The sequence below is a fragment of the Syntrophorhabdaceae bacterium genome (genome assembly GCA_028698615.1).
GTDB lineage: Bacteria > Desulfobacterota > Syntrophorhabdia > Syntrophorhabdales > Syntrophorhabdaceae > Delta-02.
Map to the genome: position 1 here is coordinate 49,554 of JAQVWF010000004.1, position 13,433 is coordinate 62,986.

Genomic DNA, 13,433 nt, shown 5'->3' on the forward strand with positions numbered 1-13,433 from the left:
TTTGACCATCGAATATCACCTGGAGGAATAATGAAAAGGAGCCTTTGTTTCCTGTATATAATGCTGATAGGGATCGGCGTGTCCCTGCTTTTTGTGACCGCCGGCCGGTGCGCCGAAGCCTGCGAGGAAACATTCAAGAAGGCGTATCCGCAGATACCCTTCGATTCCGTGCGTCCCACACCCGTCAAGGGCCTCTACGAGGTTTCAAAGGGCGGTGAGATCATCTATTTTTTTGAGGAACCGGAGCTTCTCTTTGTCGGCGAGATCGTGGACAAGACGGGCAAGAGCCTGACGGATGAGAGAAAAGCGGAGATACTCGTGGCCAATGTCAAGAATATCCCCCTCGATAAAGCAATCAAGATCGGCAATGGAAAACAGACGATCATAGAGTTCACCGACCCCGATTGTCCTTATTGCCGTCGCGCCTCATCGTATCTGGGACCCCTGAAGGACGTGACCCGGTATGTCTTTTTCTTCCCCCTGCCCTCTCACAAGGACGCCGAGAACAAGATCAGGTATATCTTCTGTTCCTCCGACAGGGTAAAGGCATATGAAGACGCGATGAAAGGGAAACTGGATACCCAAAAATACACCGTATGCAATAAACAGGAAACAGTCGATCTTTTGAATGCCCACAAACAGATAGGAAGCCAGATCGGTGTAAACGGCACCCCGATGTTCATCATCAATGGCAAGGAACTCGTCGTGGGTGCGAACTTCCCTGCAATTGAGGCCGCACTTAAGACGGAGGGCCAGAAGACCCAGCCGCCGGAAAAGAAGGCCCAGAACAACAAATGATCTCCTTTCCCGGTTGAACAGAGGGCGAGGCACATGCTCTACGAATACAACGGAAAAAAGCCGACGGTCGGCAAAGACAGTTATGTGAGCGACATTGCCCACGTCATCGGTGATGTCGTAATAGGCGACAACTGTTACATAGGCCACGGTGCCATCCTCCGGGGAGACTATGGCTCTATTGTGGTCGGAAGCGGAACGGCAGTGGAAGAGGGGGTTGTGGTCCACGCCCCTCCCGACAGGTACTGCCGCATCGGAGAGCGGGTCACCATAGGCCACGGTGCCATCATACACGCCGCAAAGATAGGCGATTCAGCGGTTATCGGCATGGGGGCAATCCTCAGCATATCGAGCGAGGTCGGCAAGCACACCATCGTCGCCGAGGGTGCCGTCGTGAGAATGCGACAGATAATAGCCGACGGTGTCGTGGTCGGCGGGAACCCCGTGCGTGTGATCCGGAATATCGCGCCAAAGGACATGGAATACTGGAACATGGGCAAGGAACTCTACATCGATCTGGCAAAGAAGTACCTCGAAAAAGGGATGAAACCGTTATGAAGCCCCCTGCCGTCGATGGGGATTCACAAACCGGCATGCGCATTCGGAGCGATAATGGATAGAGTGTTCATCGAGAGCCTGCCCGAAAACAGAGAATTGGACGGCGCAAAGCGTTGGGTCGATGAAAAGGGGGAGTTTGCCCAGATATCCTACAGGGAAGACATCGGCCACCTTGCTTTTTTCGAACTGCGCAAAGGCCAGTTTCGCGGCGGTCATTACCACGAAAGAAAAGACGAGGTCTTTTATGTCATAAGCGGCAGGATCAAGGCGGTCTTTGCCGACCATGCAGGAGGAGAGCGAGAGACATCTCTGCTTGAAAAAGGCATGAAGGTTCGTGTTGGAACCGGAATAGGCCACCGTTTCGAGGGGATCGAAGATGCCCTCGTTGTTGAATACAGCACGCAGTATTATGACAGGACCGATGCTTTGAAAATAGATTTGGGAGAGTGATCGTGGCGGAGATAAAAAGCGCCGTTCAACTGGCCATGGAGAAGACAAGGGGCCTTGTCATGGACGATAAGGAAAAGAGGTCCCTTGCCCTCAAAGAACTCGCCGCCGGGATGAAGACGATGTACAGGCGCTACCGTGAAGGCCTGGCCGACGATGACGAGACAAGGGAGCAGCTTGATGCGCTCGAATGCGGCAACGACGAAAAAAGAAAGATCGCCCTCGACATCCTAACCGATGAGTTCGAGGCCGCGGATGATATCTCGGGGATGGGCCCGCTTTTTTCGTTCATCGGTTTCGTGATCGACGAAAGGTCCTGCAGAGAATTGAAGGCCATCGAAAAGGCCTGCATGGAGGAGCTTGAAAGGATAAAAGGCACGATTCGTTCGCATGTAACCGAAGACCTCGCCGCTTCGGGCATTTCGGGAGACAGCGTGGAGCCGAACGTTGAAGCATGGTCGACATGGAAGGATGCATCCTCGGAGATCCGCCGGACGTTCAGACAACAAATAGGAAAATGGAAGGAAGGGCTCTCGTAAGGTAAAAGAAGGGGCACACGGAAATCCCCCGCATGCCCGCATCTTCCTGTCAGCGGCTTACCCCAGTTACCCCCGGTACCCCTCTTGAAGCCGCGCCTCAGGCATTTATTTTAAACTGTGCCGCCGAACTTCCCAGCACCTCCGTGATCTCGACGAGTTTGTTCACCTCGAACATCACCTGGCCCGAAACCGCCTCGATCTCTTTGGCAATGCTGGACGTGGAGGTGATGTTCCTTGCGATCTCCTCGGAACTGGCGGACTGTTGCTCAACGGCCGTGGCGATCTGCAGGATCTGGTCGCGAACCTGCTCGGACGAGGAGACAATGTTCCCCAGCGACTGTTCGACCTCCTGCATATACTCCGTCACTCTTTCAACCTCGGACGAGGTGATCTTCATGGATCTCGTCGTTTCCTCGGATTCCTTTTGTACCGTGGTCAGGTGGCTGGTGATCTCCTTTGTCGCGTTCATTGTCTTTTCGGCGAGTTTTTTCACCTCGTCGGCGACGACGGCGAAACCGCGTCCGTGCTCACCTGCACGGGCAGCTTCGATGGCCGCGTTGAGAGCCAGAAGGTTTGTCTGGTCGGCTATGTCGTCGATGATGGTTATTATCTTGGCGACCTCGCTGACACGCTGATTGAGCTTCTGGATCGTGTCTGCAAGCTCCATCGAGGAATGCTGGACCTTGTTGACCTCCGCGACGGCCTCCTGCGTGACCCTTTTCCCGGTCATTGCCGCTTCCATGGCGTTTGTCGAGGCGTCCTTGACGCCGTTGGCGTTATTTGCGACATCTATGATGGTCTGGCTCATCTCCTCGGCTGAGACCGATATCTGGTTTGCCTGATCGGCCTGCGTCCTCGTTCCCTGCGATGTTTTTCCTGCAAGCGCCTTGATGGTCTCCACGGACGTGTCGAGACTGCCGACCGATGATTTGATGCTGCCGATCATTGTATTGAAGGAACCTATCATGTTCTTCATCGATTGCAGAAGCTGTCCCGTCTCGTCGGAGCCTGTCGTTCCTATGTCGATGCTCAGATCGCCTTCAGACAGCAATTTGCTGGCATCAACGGCCTTGTTGAGATTCTTCCTTATGCTGTTAGCGATCAGATAGCTCAATCCAAGCACGAAAAGGGCGCAAATGAAGGTGGTGCCGACGATGATCCAGCGGAATTTTGCTATCTCGCGGTTCACGTCGTCGAGAAACATACCCGAACCTATCACCCATCCCCAGGGTTCAAACATCTTGATGTATGACTGTTTCTTCGTGATGATCTTCGTATCCGGTCGTGCCCAGAAATATTCATAGAACCCGGCCTTCTTCTCTTTCGCTATCGCCGTCATCTCCACGAAGATCTTCCTTTTCGTCCGGGGGTCCTCAAATCCGGAGATGTTCTGTCCCTCCAGATCTATCATTACGGGATTCAGCAGCATCTTCGGTTCCAGGTCATTTATCCAGAAATATTCGTTGCCCCGATAGCGAAGCTGCTGGACGGACATCAGTGCATGTATCTGCGCATCCCCCAATGCTATTTCGTTCTTCTTCACCCTTTTGTCATAATCGTTTAGCATGCTGAACGCCACGTCGACAACGTCCTTGACGGCGTTCTGTTTCTCCTTCAGCATTATTCGTTCCATCTGGGGCAGAAGATAAAGGATGTTCCAGAGGATGATAACGACAATGACGATGACCGATATTCCCATGATTTTGTAGAAAATTCCAAGGTTCTTAAGGTTTTGGATCTTCACGTGAGCATACCTCCCGGTTCTTTTGGCCGCACTGGTGGCCGAGGCCTTATGATCGACGCAAGATGGAGAATCGTGCCTGTGGAGATGTTATCGGCTGCTCGCCAAAATACTTTACAGAGATTTACACGGGGCGGCAAGGGCACCTGACGGATTTTGTCAAGTCCCGGCGTTGTTGACAGCGGAGAGTGAAAGCGGGTATTTAATATGAACCGATACGGGCGGCAGGCCCGCGATAAAGGAATAAAGGAGAGCATTATATGAAGATCGTGAAGATCATGCCCTGTCTTGATATGAAGAACGGCCGTGTCGTCAAAGGTGTCCACTTCGTGGACCTCAAGGACGCCGGCGACCCCGTAGAGAACGCAGCCTATTATCAGAAGGAAGGGGCCGACGAGCTTGCCATGCTCGACATAGCCGCTACCGTCGAGAACCGCAAGACCCGGCTCGAATGGGTCAAGGAGGTTTCATCGGTGGTCACCGTTCCCCTAACTGTGGGGGGCGGGATCAACACGACGGAAGACATCGCGCTTGTACTCGAGGCCGGGGCCGACAAGGTCTCCATGAACAGCGCCGCCGTCAAGACCCCGACCCTTGTAAAGGAGGCGGCCGACAGGTTCGGAAGCGACAGGATCGTTATAGCCGTCGATGCCAGGCGCAGCGCTGCCATGCCCTCCGGTTTCGAACTCGTCGTTGCCGGCGGAACGACGCCCGTGGGCAAAGATGCAGTGGAATGGGCAAAACGGTGCCAGGACCTCGGTGCCGGAGTCATCCTTCCGACAAGCATGGACGGAGACGGGACCCTGAAAGGATATGACCTGGAATTCACGAAGGCCATATCCGATGCAGTGACCTTGCCCGTGATCGCCTCAGGCGGTGCGGGAACCCTCGAACATTTCTACGAAGGCGTGGTGCGCGGCGGCGCGGATGTTTTGCTCGCCGCATCGGTCTTCCATTTCCGGACCTTCACGGTGCGGCAGGTGAAGGAGTATTTGAAGGGGAAGGGGATAGGGGTAAATCTCTAGAAGATCGTGTTAAGTTTCAAGCTTCAGGTTTCAAGTGAAAGACGGGAATCTTTCCGTCTTTTCCTGAAGCTCAACACTTAGAACTGTTTCATCCTTTCAAGAAGAAGCATTTCAAATATTCCCCTTCCGTGAAAGGGACCAACTGGGGATGGTCTATTCCGTGGGTGTGGACCTCGAGGAGAGTGAGGGTTCTTCCGGTCTTTGCACCGGCTTCTGACAGCAGAAAGCGGAAATCGCTGAGGGACAGGTGGGCGGAACAGGAACATGTCACGAGGATGCCCTCCGGTGAAAGGTTCTTGATGGCCATTTCGTTGATCGCCCGGTAGCCTGCGAGGCCTTCCGGCTTCTTTCTCCTGTCTTTTATGAATGCCGGCGGGTCCAGAATGATCGCATCGAAGCGCGCAGCGGTTTCCTTGAGGTGTTTTTTTGCATCGTCGCAGATGAATTCGCACCGGGATGGATCGAATCCGTTAAGCATGATGTTTTCCCTCGCCACGTCGAGGGCACGCCGGGAAGAATCGATGCTGACAACCCGGCGGGCTCCCCCGGCCATCGCATAGACCGTGAATCCTCCGGTGTAGGAGAAGCAATTGAGGACATCCTTGTCCGTCGCGTATCTCACGAAGGCCAGGCGTTTGTCACGCTGATCGAGGAAGAAGCCCGTCTTTTGTCCTTCCTTGACGTCGACGAGGAACTTGAAGCCGTTCTCCCTGATCTCGATCACATCGGGTACGCTCCCGTGCAAGAGCCCCTTGACGGCCCCGAGCATCTCGATATTCCTCACGGAGACGTCGGAGCGTTCCCAGATGCCCTCTGGCCGAAATGTTCTTACAAGAGATTCGACGACCTCATTTCTCCAGCGCTCCATGCCCCGGGTATGGAACTGCACCACGAGATATTCCCCGTACCTGTCCACGATAAGGCCCGGAAGGAGATCGCTCTCCCCGTTTACGAGACGGTATGCGTTCGTCCCCGGGCTCTCCACGTAGCGGCGGCGGACATCGCCGGCCCTCTCTATCCTGCGGGCAAAGAAATCAGGCCCGACGGGCTCGCCCTTTTCGCTCCCCCAGAGCCGTACCGATATCTGCCCGTAAGAATTAAAATAGCCGGAGGCCATGAACGAGCCGGACTCGTCACAAAGCTCGACGGGTTCGCCCGGCGTCAGACCCTCCGGTATGGACGCAAGTGCCTTTGAAAAGACCCAGGGATGAAAACCTCGAACGGGTCCGCTGCGGTCCTTCCTGACGGTAAGTTTCATCATGATCGTGTCAGTATATGAGCACAATGACCAATAAATCAATAACCAATAAGCAAATAACGAGAACGATATTTTATTGGTTATTGGAATTTGGTCATTGGTCATTATATTATTTAAAATAGGAGATTGTCATGAGCAGTCTGAAAGAATTGAAGACCCCCGTGTTCTGGGCCGAAGGGCATCCCGGAGTTCTCGACCGGGAGGGGTGGGAGATCGAGGTGACGGGACTCTGTGACGAGCCGCGCACATTCACCTGGGCTGACCTCAAGGCCATGCCGAAGAAAGTGGTCGACGCGCGCCTTACAAGTGTTACCCGCTTCACCGTGCGGGGAAACTGGGGCGGTGTCAGGGTCCTCGACATCATGGACTCCGTTAAGGCCCATCCTTCCGTGACATTTGTACGGTTCTGGTCGATAAGGAGGATCTACGACACGTCCATTCCCGTGGAAACGGCCATGAGGGACAGGACGCTCCTGGCATATGAATTCGACGGGGAGTACCTTGAAGAGGATTACGGCGGGCCGGTAAGGGCCTTTGTTCCCTACCTCTGGGGATATAAATCGGCGAAGAGCATCATTCGCCTTACCCTCATGGATCATTACGTATCGGGGTACTGGGAAAAACGCGGGTATACCGATGAGGCCTGCATCGAGGCGGGGCTCGTACGGGACATGAACGACGGCGGCAGGATACGGCGCATCTCCGAAGAGGAATGGAAGGAATGTCTTGAGGGCTGAAATGGTTGACAATGGTTTTCCAAGGGCTTAACTATATGGAAACCTTGCCTGCCCGGATATCTTGCGGCGGAAAACGAATAAGGAGGATGGTATGAACAGCGCAAAAGCGGTAACGGACGGAGAATTCAAGGCGGAGGTGCTCGATTCCAGCATCCCTGTTCTCGTCGATTTCTGGGCCACCTGGTGCGGTCCATGCCAGGTGATGGGCCCGGTGATCGATGCCCTTGCGGCGGAATATGAAGGCAGGGTGAAGGTCCTAAAGCTCAACGTCGATGAGAACCCCCAGACCGCGGCACAATTTGGCGTGCGGGGAATCCCCACGCTTATCATCTTCAAGGGCGGCACCGAATCGGAACGCATTGTCGGGGCGCAGCCCAGGGGAAACGTCGACAATGCCTTGAAAAAGGTGCTCTAGGGGATGGACGACAAAAAGAAGAGCGCCTATTTCGATCAGGTGGGAAAAGAGCCCTTTGCACGTCTTCTCGATATACGCCTTAAAGATGTCAGCGAAGGATACGCCCTCTGCGAGATGTGTTACACGGGGGACATGGACAATATTTACGGCAACGCCCACGGCGGGGCCATTTTCGGGCTCATTGACGAGGCCTTCGAGATCTCGTCCAACAGCCATGACAGGATAGCCGTCGCGCTGAACATGAACATTACCTACATGAAGCCGCCCCGGAAAGGATCCCTGCTCCTCGCCGAATCAAAGGAAACGCACAAGACGAACAGGACGGCATCCTATTACATAACGGTAAAGGACGGAGACGACACCATTGCCGTGTGCCAGGCCCTGGTATATCGAAAGTCCGATCCCGTTCCTTTTCTGGAAGGCAAGACATAGTCTCAGGTTTCAAGGTCAAAGACAAGACCCTTATGTACTTTGCTTTTGCATGGAAGCTTTTCGTGAGATTGTGAGAAATGGTGTTTTGCCGTCTCTACTTTTGTTGCGGATAGATGGTCACTTTTGCTTTCTTCTTCTTTTCCGCGGTGACCACCGCACGGTCTTCATTGACATAGTAAGTGACGACGTCGCCTTCGACCTTGTCCCGGCCCGAGGTCACGACGGCATCCCCCTTGAGGATGATCTCGGCCTTGACGTTATCGAAGAAGGCCTCTTTGCAGGTTGCCGTCCGGTTCTGTTTGATGATCCTCACGTTGCCCTTTGCGTTGGCTTTCTCGATCTCGTTGGTGTCGGCGCTCATGAAGGCCTCCATCGTGTCTGAGTAAATGTAGAGATCATCCTGTTTGGCCACGACGCTGCCCTTGAAGAAGACGTACTTCTCCTTGTCGAAACCTTCCATCGTATCGGAAACGATGTCTATGGGTTTTTTCTGGTCCAGGAAACCCAGTGCCTTGTCCATGCCTTTTGCCTTTGGTTTGTTCTCCGAGGATTCTTTCTCATCGCTGGCGGCTGTCTGAGCAGGCTTTGTTGTTGGGACGGCAGCCACCTTTACCGGCTCTTTTGCCGGCGGTTCCTTTGCCGGCTTATCGGACGCTTGTGCCGCCGCCGGCACCGTCTCTGGAGGTCTCAGATCTATTTCCTTCTTTTTCCTTTCCCTGTACTGCGGCATTTCCGTGGCTGCATTGCCGCCGCCGGAAGTCGTTGCACTGGCTACAGGGATGCCGGGTCCGCTCTGGCTGAGCATGGAGGGACCGGGGGACGCCGGGCGGGGTGCCGCGGCACCGGGTGTGGTAGCGGCAGCACTTTTTTCTTCCGCGCGCACCATTTTCAGGGTCTTGCGTTGCCTGATAGTGGACCGTGCATAAATGCTTTTCGGGTATTCCTTGCGCAACCGTTCCAGGTAGCGATCGCTCTCGTCCTGGTCGCCCAGTTCCCGGTGAGCAGTTACAAGGTAAAAGAGGGCCTTGTCGGCATTCCTCGATTTGGGATAGCGCTTCAGCATACCTTCGAGCCTGATGATGGACGCATTGTACTGGGCGGTCCTGACATAGAATTCCCCGATGTAGAGTTCCCGGTCGGCGAGCTTCTGTATGAACCTCTTCAATCTCGGCTCGGATTCTTTGGAGTAGGAACTCATGGGATAGCGGTTTCTCAGATACGTTATCCGCTCGATACCTTTCACCGTGTTTGCCTGATCGCGGTCGATGCTGGGTGAGAGCTTTTCGTAGCTTTCGCCAAGACGGAAGAGAACATAGGGGATATTCTCTTCATCGGGGTGGGCCTTGAAATAATCTTCGTAAGTGCCGGCGGCCAGAACGTAGTCCTTCTTCAGGAAATATGTGTCACCGAGTTTAACGGCGGCGACGAGGGCCATGGGATCGAAGGGGTATTGTTCACGGATGGCCTTGAATTTCTCTATGGCCTTATCATATTTCTTGGTGTTCATGAGACCGACGCCGGTGACGTAAAGATCGACGGGATTCTCGGTTTTCTTTGGTGCCTTTGAAGAGCAGGAAACGAGCACAAATAAAGCAATTAAAAGCAAGGCAAATTTTCGCATGCGCTTAGTATAACAGAAGAAAAAAAAATATGCTATTCTTTAGCGCGTGGACTTTAAAGGACTGATAGGACAGACTCTGGAGCATTTCCGCATCCCCCTCGATGAGGCCGGATTGATGCGTCTCGTGCGGTTCGTCGGGGAGCTCGATCGATGGAACCGGAGGATCAATCTCGTGGGTCTCAAGGACATGGAACGTGTCTGCAGGGAGCTTTTGGCGGATTCCTTTTTTCTCCACGCCTTCATAAAGGACCGGAGTGCCCTTGTCGATGTGGGCTCGGGGTCGGGTATCCTCGCTGTCCCGCTGGCGATCCTCAATGAAGGGATCACGGTGCATTCCGTGGACAGCAGCGTCAAGAAGATGCAGTTTCAACGCCATGTTCGGCGCATGCTCGAACTTCGCAATCTGATGCCGCAAGAGGGAAGAGTGGAGGTGATCGATCCTCTGAAAGCGGATGGGCTTGTCGCCAAGGCTTACGGAACAACCCGTGCTATCCTCACGGCCGCCGACAGGCATGTTGCATCCGGAGGGCTTGTCTTCGTGCTGAAGGGAAAGAAGGAGAATGAAAGACCCTGCCCGGGGTACGGGGTTGAAAAGAACCTATCCTATGCGTTGCCGGGGGTTGCGAAAGAGTACAGGCTTCTCATCTATAAAAAAGTTTCTTAGCCTACAGTAATATGGTATGGTAATGAAATTGTCATGGTGATCTCCATCGCGAACCAGAAGGGCGGGGTCGGCAAAACGACCACCGCGGTCAACCTCTCGGCCTCCATCGCGGTATCCGAACGCAAGACCCTCATCATAGATATGGACTCCCAGTGCAACACCACCTCCGGGTTCGGAATCCCCTACAATAATGTCACCGACCACATCTATCATGTCCTTATCGGCGAGAAGACCATGGGCGACGTGATACGGAAGACCGCAATTCCCTATCTCGATATCATCCCTTCTCACCCAGACCTCATAGGTGCCGAGATCGAGCTTTTGGACACGAACGAGCGTGAATACGCCCTGAAGAAGGCCATGGAGGAACTGGGCGATACCTATGCTTATATATTCATTGACTGTCCGCCGTCGCTGGGGCTTCTCACGATAAATTCCCTGGCTGCGTCCGACCGTGTCATCATACCCCTGCAGTGCGAGTATTTTGCTCTCGAGGGTCTTGCCATGCTGTTGAGGACCATCTCCATCATCCAGAGAAAGCTCAACCCCGGTCTCGAGGTCATGGGCATACTCCTGACCATGTTCGATCGGAGGAACAATCTTTCTTTCAGGGTGTGGGAAGAGGTTACGAAGTGTTTCAACGACACCGTTTTCACGACGGTCATTCCCCGAAATGTGAAGCTCAGTGAATCGCCAAGCCATGGAAAGCCGGCGCTTCTTTATGATATAAGCTCACGGGGCGCCGAGAGCTATCTCCGGCTGGCCTCGGAAATTCTGGAAAAGAGGAGCGAGGCGTGAAGAAAGACCCGCTGGGAAGAGGACTCTCCGCCATACTCAAGGACATGGAGGAAAAGGGAACGACACGGCTCATCGCCATCGACCAGATCGTGCCGAACCCGGCCCAGCCGCGTATCCGAATGGACGAAAAAGGGATAGACGAACTGGCGGCATCCATCGGCGAAAAGGGTCTTCTCCAGCCGATCATCCTTAAGAGGAAGGGTAAGATATACGAGATCATCGCCGGGGAGAGGCGCTATCGGGCAGCCATTCTGGCGGGCCTCAGGGAAGTGCCGGCGATGGTGCGGGACGTCGACGACAGGGAGGCACTGGAGATAGCCCTCATGGAAAACCTCCAGAGAGAAGACCTCGGGCCCCTTGAAGTCGCTGGCGTCTATGACCGGTTCGTGGAGGAGTTTGCATATACCCATGAAGAGGTTGCTAAGAGAATGGGGGTGGACCGAAGCTCTGTCACGAACTGCCTGCGCCTTTTGAAGCTGCCGCAATGGGTGAGGGAACTCATGGCGGAGGGCAAGCTTACACAGGGTCACGGGCGGGTCATCCTTTCGCTGAAGAACGAAAAAGAACAGAAGAGGTTCGTGGAGAAGGTCCTTCGCGACGGGACATCCGTTCGGGAACTGGAGAGGCAGGCGAGGAAACAGGCCCCTTCCAAGGAGCCCGCGGTGGCATTCCTTGAAGAGATGCTGGTCAAGGCCCTGCGGACCAAAGTGAACATCACGATGAGAAAGAACCGGGGCAAGATCATCATTGAATTCTATTCACGCGAGGACCTGGAGCGCCTGTCTGAGCTGATAACGGGCTGAAATGATGCCCGCATCGGGCTCAAACCGCCGCAGACAACATTTCTTGAAAATATGTAACAAAATAATTGAAATACCGACGGGAATTGTGTTAAAAACCTACGGATAGTTAAACGCCAATCTAATTAGGAAGTTCCCTATGATTAACTTCGATGTAACCATTTTGTACCAATTCATTCACTTCCTCATCCTTCTTTTTATACTGAATTTCCTCCTCTTCAAGCCCGTGCTGAAGGCTTTGGACAAAAGGCAGAGCGCCATCAAAGGCCTTACGGACGGCGTCGAGCGGGCTAAACAGGACACCATAGATCTGGAAAAGAACTATGAGTCCACGTTCGTGGAGAAGAGAAAGCCCATCATCGGGAGCAGGGATGCAGTCCTCTCGGATGCAAACAAGGAAGCCGTTCACGTGATCGAAAAAGCGAGAAGCGAGCTGGCCGAAGAGCTCGCAAAGATCAAGAGCGAGATAGAACTGGAAGGCAAGAAGGTCTACGACGCACTGAGAGGCGATGTCAGCAAACTCTCAGCGGAAGCAGCGCAGAAGATCTTGCAAAGGAGTATCTGATGGCACCCGGCGGCGAGTCGATCTGGAGTTTAGTCTTAAAATTTTTCAATTTCGCGGTTCTCGTGGGTCTCCTCATTTATTTTGTGGGCAAACCCCTGAAAAGCTTCCTCGCAAAACGCCACCATACTGTCAAGACCCAGCTTGAAGAGACACAGAAGGCCCTGAATGAGGCCGAAGCCCTGCGGGCCCAGTATCAAGCTAAGCTCGACAGGCTGGATGGAGAGATCGAGGCTTTCAGGAAGCAGACCGCGCAGGAAGCGGAAACCGAAAAGAAGAAGATCATCGATGAAGCAATGAGCTTCGCGGCAAGAATAAGGGAACAGGCCCGTCTGACAGCTGCACAGGAGACCAAAGAGGTGGCCCGGAGGATCAAGGAAGAGATCTCCCATCTCACCATCGAGCAGGCGGGGAAGCTGATCACCGAAAAGATCACCCAATCGGATCACGACCAACTGGTTGAAGAATTCATCCTAAAATTGAGGAGCATGAATTGATAAGCCAATCCATTGCCAAGAGATATGCAAAAGGACTATTCAATGTCGGTGAAAAGAATGGAAAGTACAAGGAATACCAATCTGAGATAGAAGGTATCCTTGGTGTTTTCGACAGGGAAGAGCGCCTGAAGAGAGCCATCATACTTCCCCTCGTGGAGGTGGAAAAGCGCAAAGAGGTCCTCAGTGACGTCCTGAGATCTCTTGAAGTTTCCACGCCCCTTGCCAGTATGTTCACGATGCTTCTCGAAAAGAACAGGATGGGGTACCTCTCACTTATCAGGGATGTCTACAACGACCTGGTGGATGAAAAGGAAGGAAGAGTGAAGGGCACTCTCTGGACGGCGTTTCCCCTCGACGATGCCATGAAGACGAAAATAGAGACCGAAATGGGTGAGAAGCTCGGGAAGAAGGTCATCCTGACAGTGCAGGAGGACAAGAGCCTCATCGGCGGGGTCAAGGTGGCCATCAAGGGAACAATAATAGACGGAAGCGTGAGAAGACAGCTGCACACGTTGCAGGAAAATATACTGAAGGAGTAGTGTCT

At 53.6% G+C, this 13,433-nt stretch carries 17 protein-coding genes; 14 read left to right on the top strand and 3 right to left on the bottom strand.

Annotation, left to right across the window (positions count from 1 at the left end; translation table 11 throughout):
* The first annotated feature begins 30 nt into the window (after positions 1 to 30).
* From PHC90_02760 to PHC90_02775, 4 genes are read left to right on the top strand one after another with little or no spacing between them, the layout of a single operon-like run.
* Positions 31 to 798, top strand: a complete 768-nt coding sequence (locus tag PHC90_02760) for a DsbC family protein (protein MDD3845264.1) — start codon at positions 31 to 33, stop codon at positions 796 to 798.
* Between the two features lie 33 nt (positions 799 to 831).
* Complete coding sequence (locus tag PHC90_02765) at positions 832 to 1,353, top strand: gamma carbonic anhydrase family protein (GenBank protein ID MDD3845265.1); 522 nt, start codon at positions 832 to 834, stop codon at positions 1,351 to 1,353.
* Positions 1,354 to 1,407: 54 nt separating this feature from the next.
* Positions 1,408 to 1,803 (top strand): cupin domain-containing protein, encoded by a 396-nt coding sequence (locus PHC90_02770; GenBank protein MDD3845266.1) that lies wholly within the window; start codon positions 1,408 to 1,410, stop codon positions 1,801 to 1,803.
* Positions 1,804 to 1,805: 2 nt separating this feature from the next.
* Complete coding sequence (locus tag PHC90_02775; protein MDD3845267.1) at positions 1,806 to 2,339, top strand: hypothetical protein; 534 nt, start codon at positions 1,806 to 1,808, stop codon at positions 2,337 to 2,339.
* A gap of 97 nt (positions 2,340 to 2,436) precedes the next feature.
* Here the strand turns inward: PHC90_02775 and PHC90_02780 are convergent, their stop codons facing one another.
* Entirely contained in the window at positions 2,437 to 4,083 is a 1,647-nt protein-coding gene (locus PHC90_02780; GenBank protein ID MDD3845268.1) for a methyl-accepting chemotaxis protein, read from the bottom strand.
* Between the two features lie 257 nt (positions 4,084 to 4,340).
* Between PHC90_02780 and hisF the strand changes: the two genes are divergently transcribed.
* Positions 4,341 to 5,105, top strand: a complete 765-nt coding sequence (gene hisF / locus PHC90_02785; GenBank protein MDD3845269.1) for an imidazole glycerol phosphate synthase subunit HisF — start codon at positions 4,341 to 4,343, stop codon at positions 5,103 to 5,105.
* A gap of 88 nt (positions 5,106 to 5,193) precedes the next feature.
* On the opposite strand, the gene PHC90_02790 is transcribed toward hisF, so the two are convergent.
* The gene (locus tag PHC90_02790) at positions 5,194 to 6,366 is read right to left on the bottom strand and encodes a class I SAM-dependent rRNA methyltransferase (protein MDD3845270.1); all 1,173 of its coding nucleotides are present in this window, start codon (positions 6,364 to 6,366) and stop codon (positions 5,194 to 5,196) included.
* A 128-nt stretch (positions 6,367 to 6,494) separates the two neighbouring features.
* On the opposite strand from PHC90_02790, the gene PHC90_02795 reads away from it, so the two are divergent.
* The 3 genes from PHC90_02795 (at position 6,495) to PHC90_02805 (ending at position 7,947) form a co-directional block, all read left to right on the top strand.
* Entirely contained in the window at positions 6,495 to 7,100 is a 606-nt protein-coding gene (locus PHC90_02795; GenBank protein MDD3845271.1) for a molybdopterin-dependent oxidoreductase, read from the top strand.
* Positions 7,101 to 7,191: 91 nt separating this feature from the next.
* The gene (gene trxA, locus PHC90_02800) at positions 7,192 to 7,515 is read left to right on the top strand and encodes a thioredoxin (GenBank protein ID MDD3845272.1); all 324 of its coding nucleotides are present in this window, start codon (positions 7,192 to 7,194) and stop codon (positions 7,513 to 7,515) included.
* Positions 7,516 to 7,518: 3 nt separating this feature from the next.
* Entirely contained in the window at positions 7,519 to 7,947 is a 429-nt protein-coding gene (locus tag PHC90_02805) for a PaaI family thioesterase (protein ID MDD3845273.1), read from the top strand.
* Between the two features lie 94 nt (positions 7,948 to 8,041).
* Here PHC90_02805 and lptA read toward each other — a convergent pair whose 3' ends face one another.
* Entirely contained in the window at positions 8,042 to 9,568 is a 1,527-nt protein-coding gene (gene lptA / locus PHC90_02810; protein ID MDD3845274.1) for a lipopolysaccharide transport periplasmic protein LptA, read from the bottom strand.
* Positions 9,569 to 9,614: 46 nt separating this feature from the next.
* Here lptA and PHC90_02815 point away from each other — a divergent pair, with 46 nt between their 5' ends.
* The 6 genes from PHC90_02815 to atpH all read left to right on the top strand — a co-directional run bounded on the left by PHC90_02815 (position 9,615) and on the right by atpH (position 13,428).
* Positions 9,615 to 10,232 (top strand): class I SAM-dependent methyltransferase, encoded by a 618-nt coding sequence (locus PHC90_02815; protein ID MDD3845275.1) that lies wholly within the window; start codon positions 9,615 to 9,617, stop codon positions 10,230 to 10,232.
* A 27-nt stretch (positions 10,233 to 10,259) separates the two neighbouring features.
* Positions 10,260 to 11,030, top strand: coding sequence for an AAA family ATPase (locus PHC90_02820; GenBank protein MDD3845276.1), 771 nt, complete (start codon positions 10,260 to 10,262; stop codon positions 11,028 to 11,030).
* The gene (locus tag PHC90_02825) at positions 11,027 to 11,833 is read left to right on the top strand and encodes a ParB/RepB/Spo0J family partition protein (protein ID MDD3845277.1); all 807 of its coding nucleotides are present in this window, start codon (positions 11,027 to 11,029) and stop codon (positions 11,831 to 11,833) included. The genes PHC90_02820 and PHC90_02825 overlap by 4 nt, the downstream gene beginning before the upstream one ends.
* A gap of 136 nt (positions 11,834 to 11,969) precedes the next feature.
* Positions 11,970 to 12,395 carry a hypothetical protein gene (locus PHC90_02830; GenBank protein ID MDD3845278.1) on the top strand — a complete coding sequence of 142 codons (426 nt, stop codon included), beginning with the start codon at positions 11,970 to 11,972 and terminating at the stop codon, positions 12,393 to 12,395.
* A complete protein-coding gene (locus PHC90_02835; protein ID MDD3845279.1) occupies positions 12,395 to 12,889 on the top strand; it encodes an ATP synthase F0 subunit B in 495 nt (164 codons plus the stop codon). The genes PHC90_02830 and PHC90_02835 overlap by 1 nt, the downstream gene beginning before the upstream one ends.
* Complete coding sequence (atpH, locus tag PHC90_02840) at positions 12,886 to 13,428, top strand: ATP synthase F1 subunit delta (GenBank protein ID MDD3845280.1); 543 nt, start codon at positions 12,886 to 12,888, stop codon at positions 13,426 to 13,428. The genes PHC90_02835 and atpH overlap by 4 nt, the downstream gene beginning before the upstream one ends.
* Positions 13,429 to 13,433: the final 5 nt, after the last annotated feature.

What these genes read in the sequence shown, in the direction of transcription:
- PHC90_02760 (MDD3845264.1), top strand. Translation starts at nt 31, where the DNA reads ATGAAAAGGAGCCTTTGTTTCCTGTATATAATGCTGATAGGGATCGGC.
- PHC90_02765 (MDD3845265.1), top strand. Translation starts at nt 832, where the DNA reads ATGCTCTACGAATACAACGGAAAAAAGCCGACGGTCGGCAAAGACAGT.
- PHC90_02770 (MDD3845266.1), top strand. Translation starts at nt 1,408, where the DNA reads ATGGATAGAGTGTTCATCGAGAGCCTGCCCGAAAACAGAGAATTGGAC.
- hisF (MDD3845269.1), top strand. Translation starts at nt 4,341, where the DNA reads ATGAAGATCGTGAAGATCATGCCCTGTCTTGATATGAAGAACGGCCGT.
- PHC90_02790 (MDD3845270.1), bottom strand. Translation starts at nt 6,366, where the DNA reads ATGATGAAACTTACCGTCAGGAAGGACCGCAGCGGACCCGTTCGAGGT.
- PHC90_02795 (MDD3845271.1), top strand. Translation starts at nt 6,495, where the DNA reads ATGAGCAGTCTGAAAGAATTGAAGACCCCCGTGTTCTGGGCCGAAGGG.
- trxA (MDD3845272.1), top strand. Translation starts at nt 7,192, where the DNA reads ATGAACAGCGCAAAAGCGGTAACGGACGGAGAATTCAAGGCGGAGGTG.
- PHC90_02805 (MDD3845273.1), top strand. Translation starts at nt 7,519, where the DNA reads ATGGACGACAAAAAGAAGAGCGCCTATTTCGATCAGGTGGGAAAAGAG.
- lptA (MDD3845274.1), bottom strand. Translation starts at nt 9,568, where the DNA reads ATGCGAAAATTTGCCTTGCTTTTAATTGCTTTATTTGTGCTCGTTTCC.
- PHC90_02830 (MDD3845278.1), top strand. Translation starts at nt 11,970, where the DNA reads ATGATTAACTTCGATGTAACCATTTTGTACCAATTCATTCACTTCCTC.
- PHC90_02835 (MDD3845279.1), top strand. Translation starts at nt 12,395, where the DNA reads ATGGCACCCGGCGGCGAGTCGATCTGGAGTTTAGTCTTAAAATTTTTC.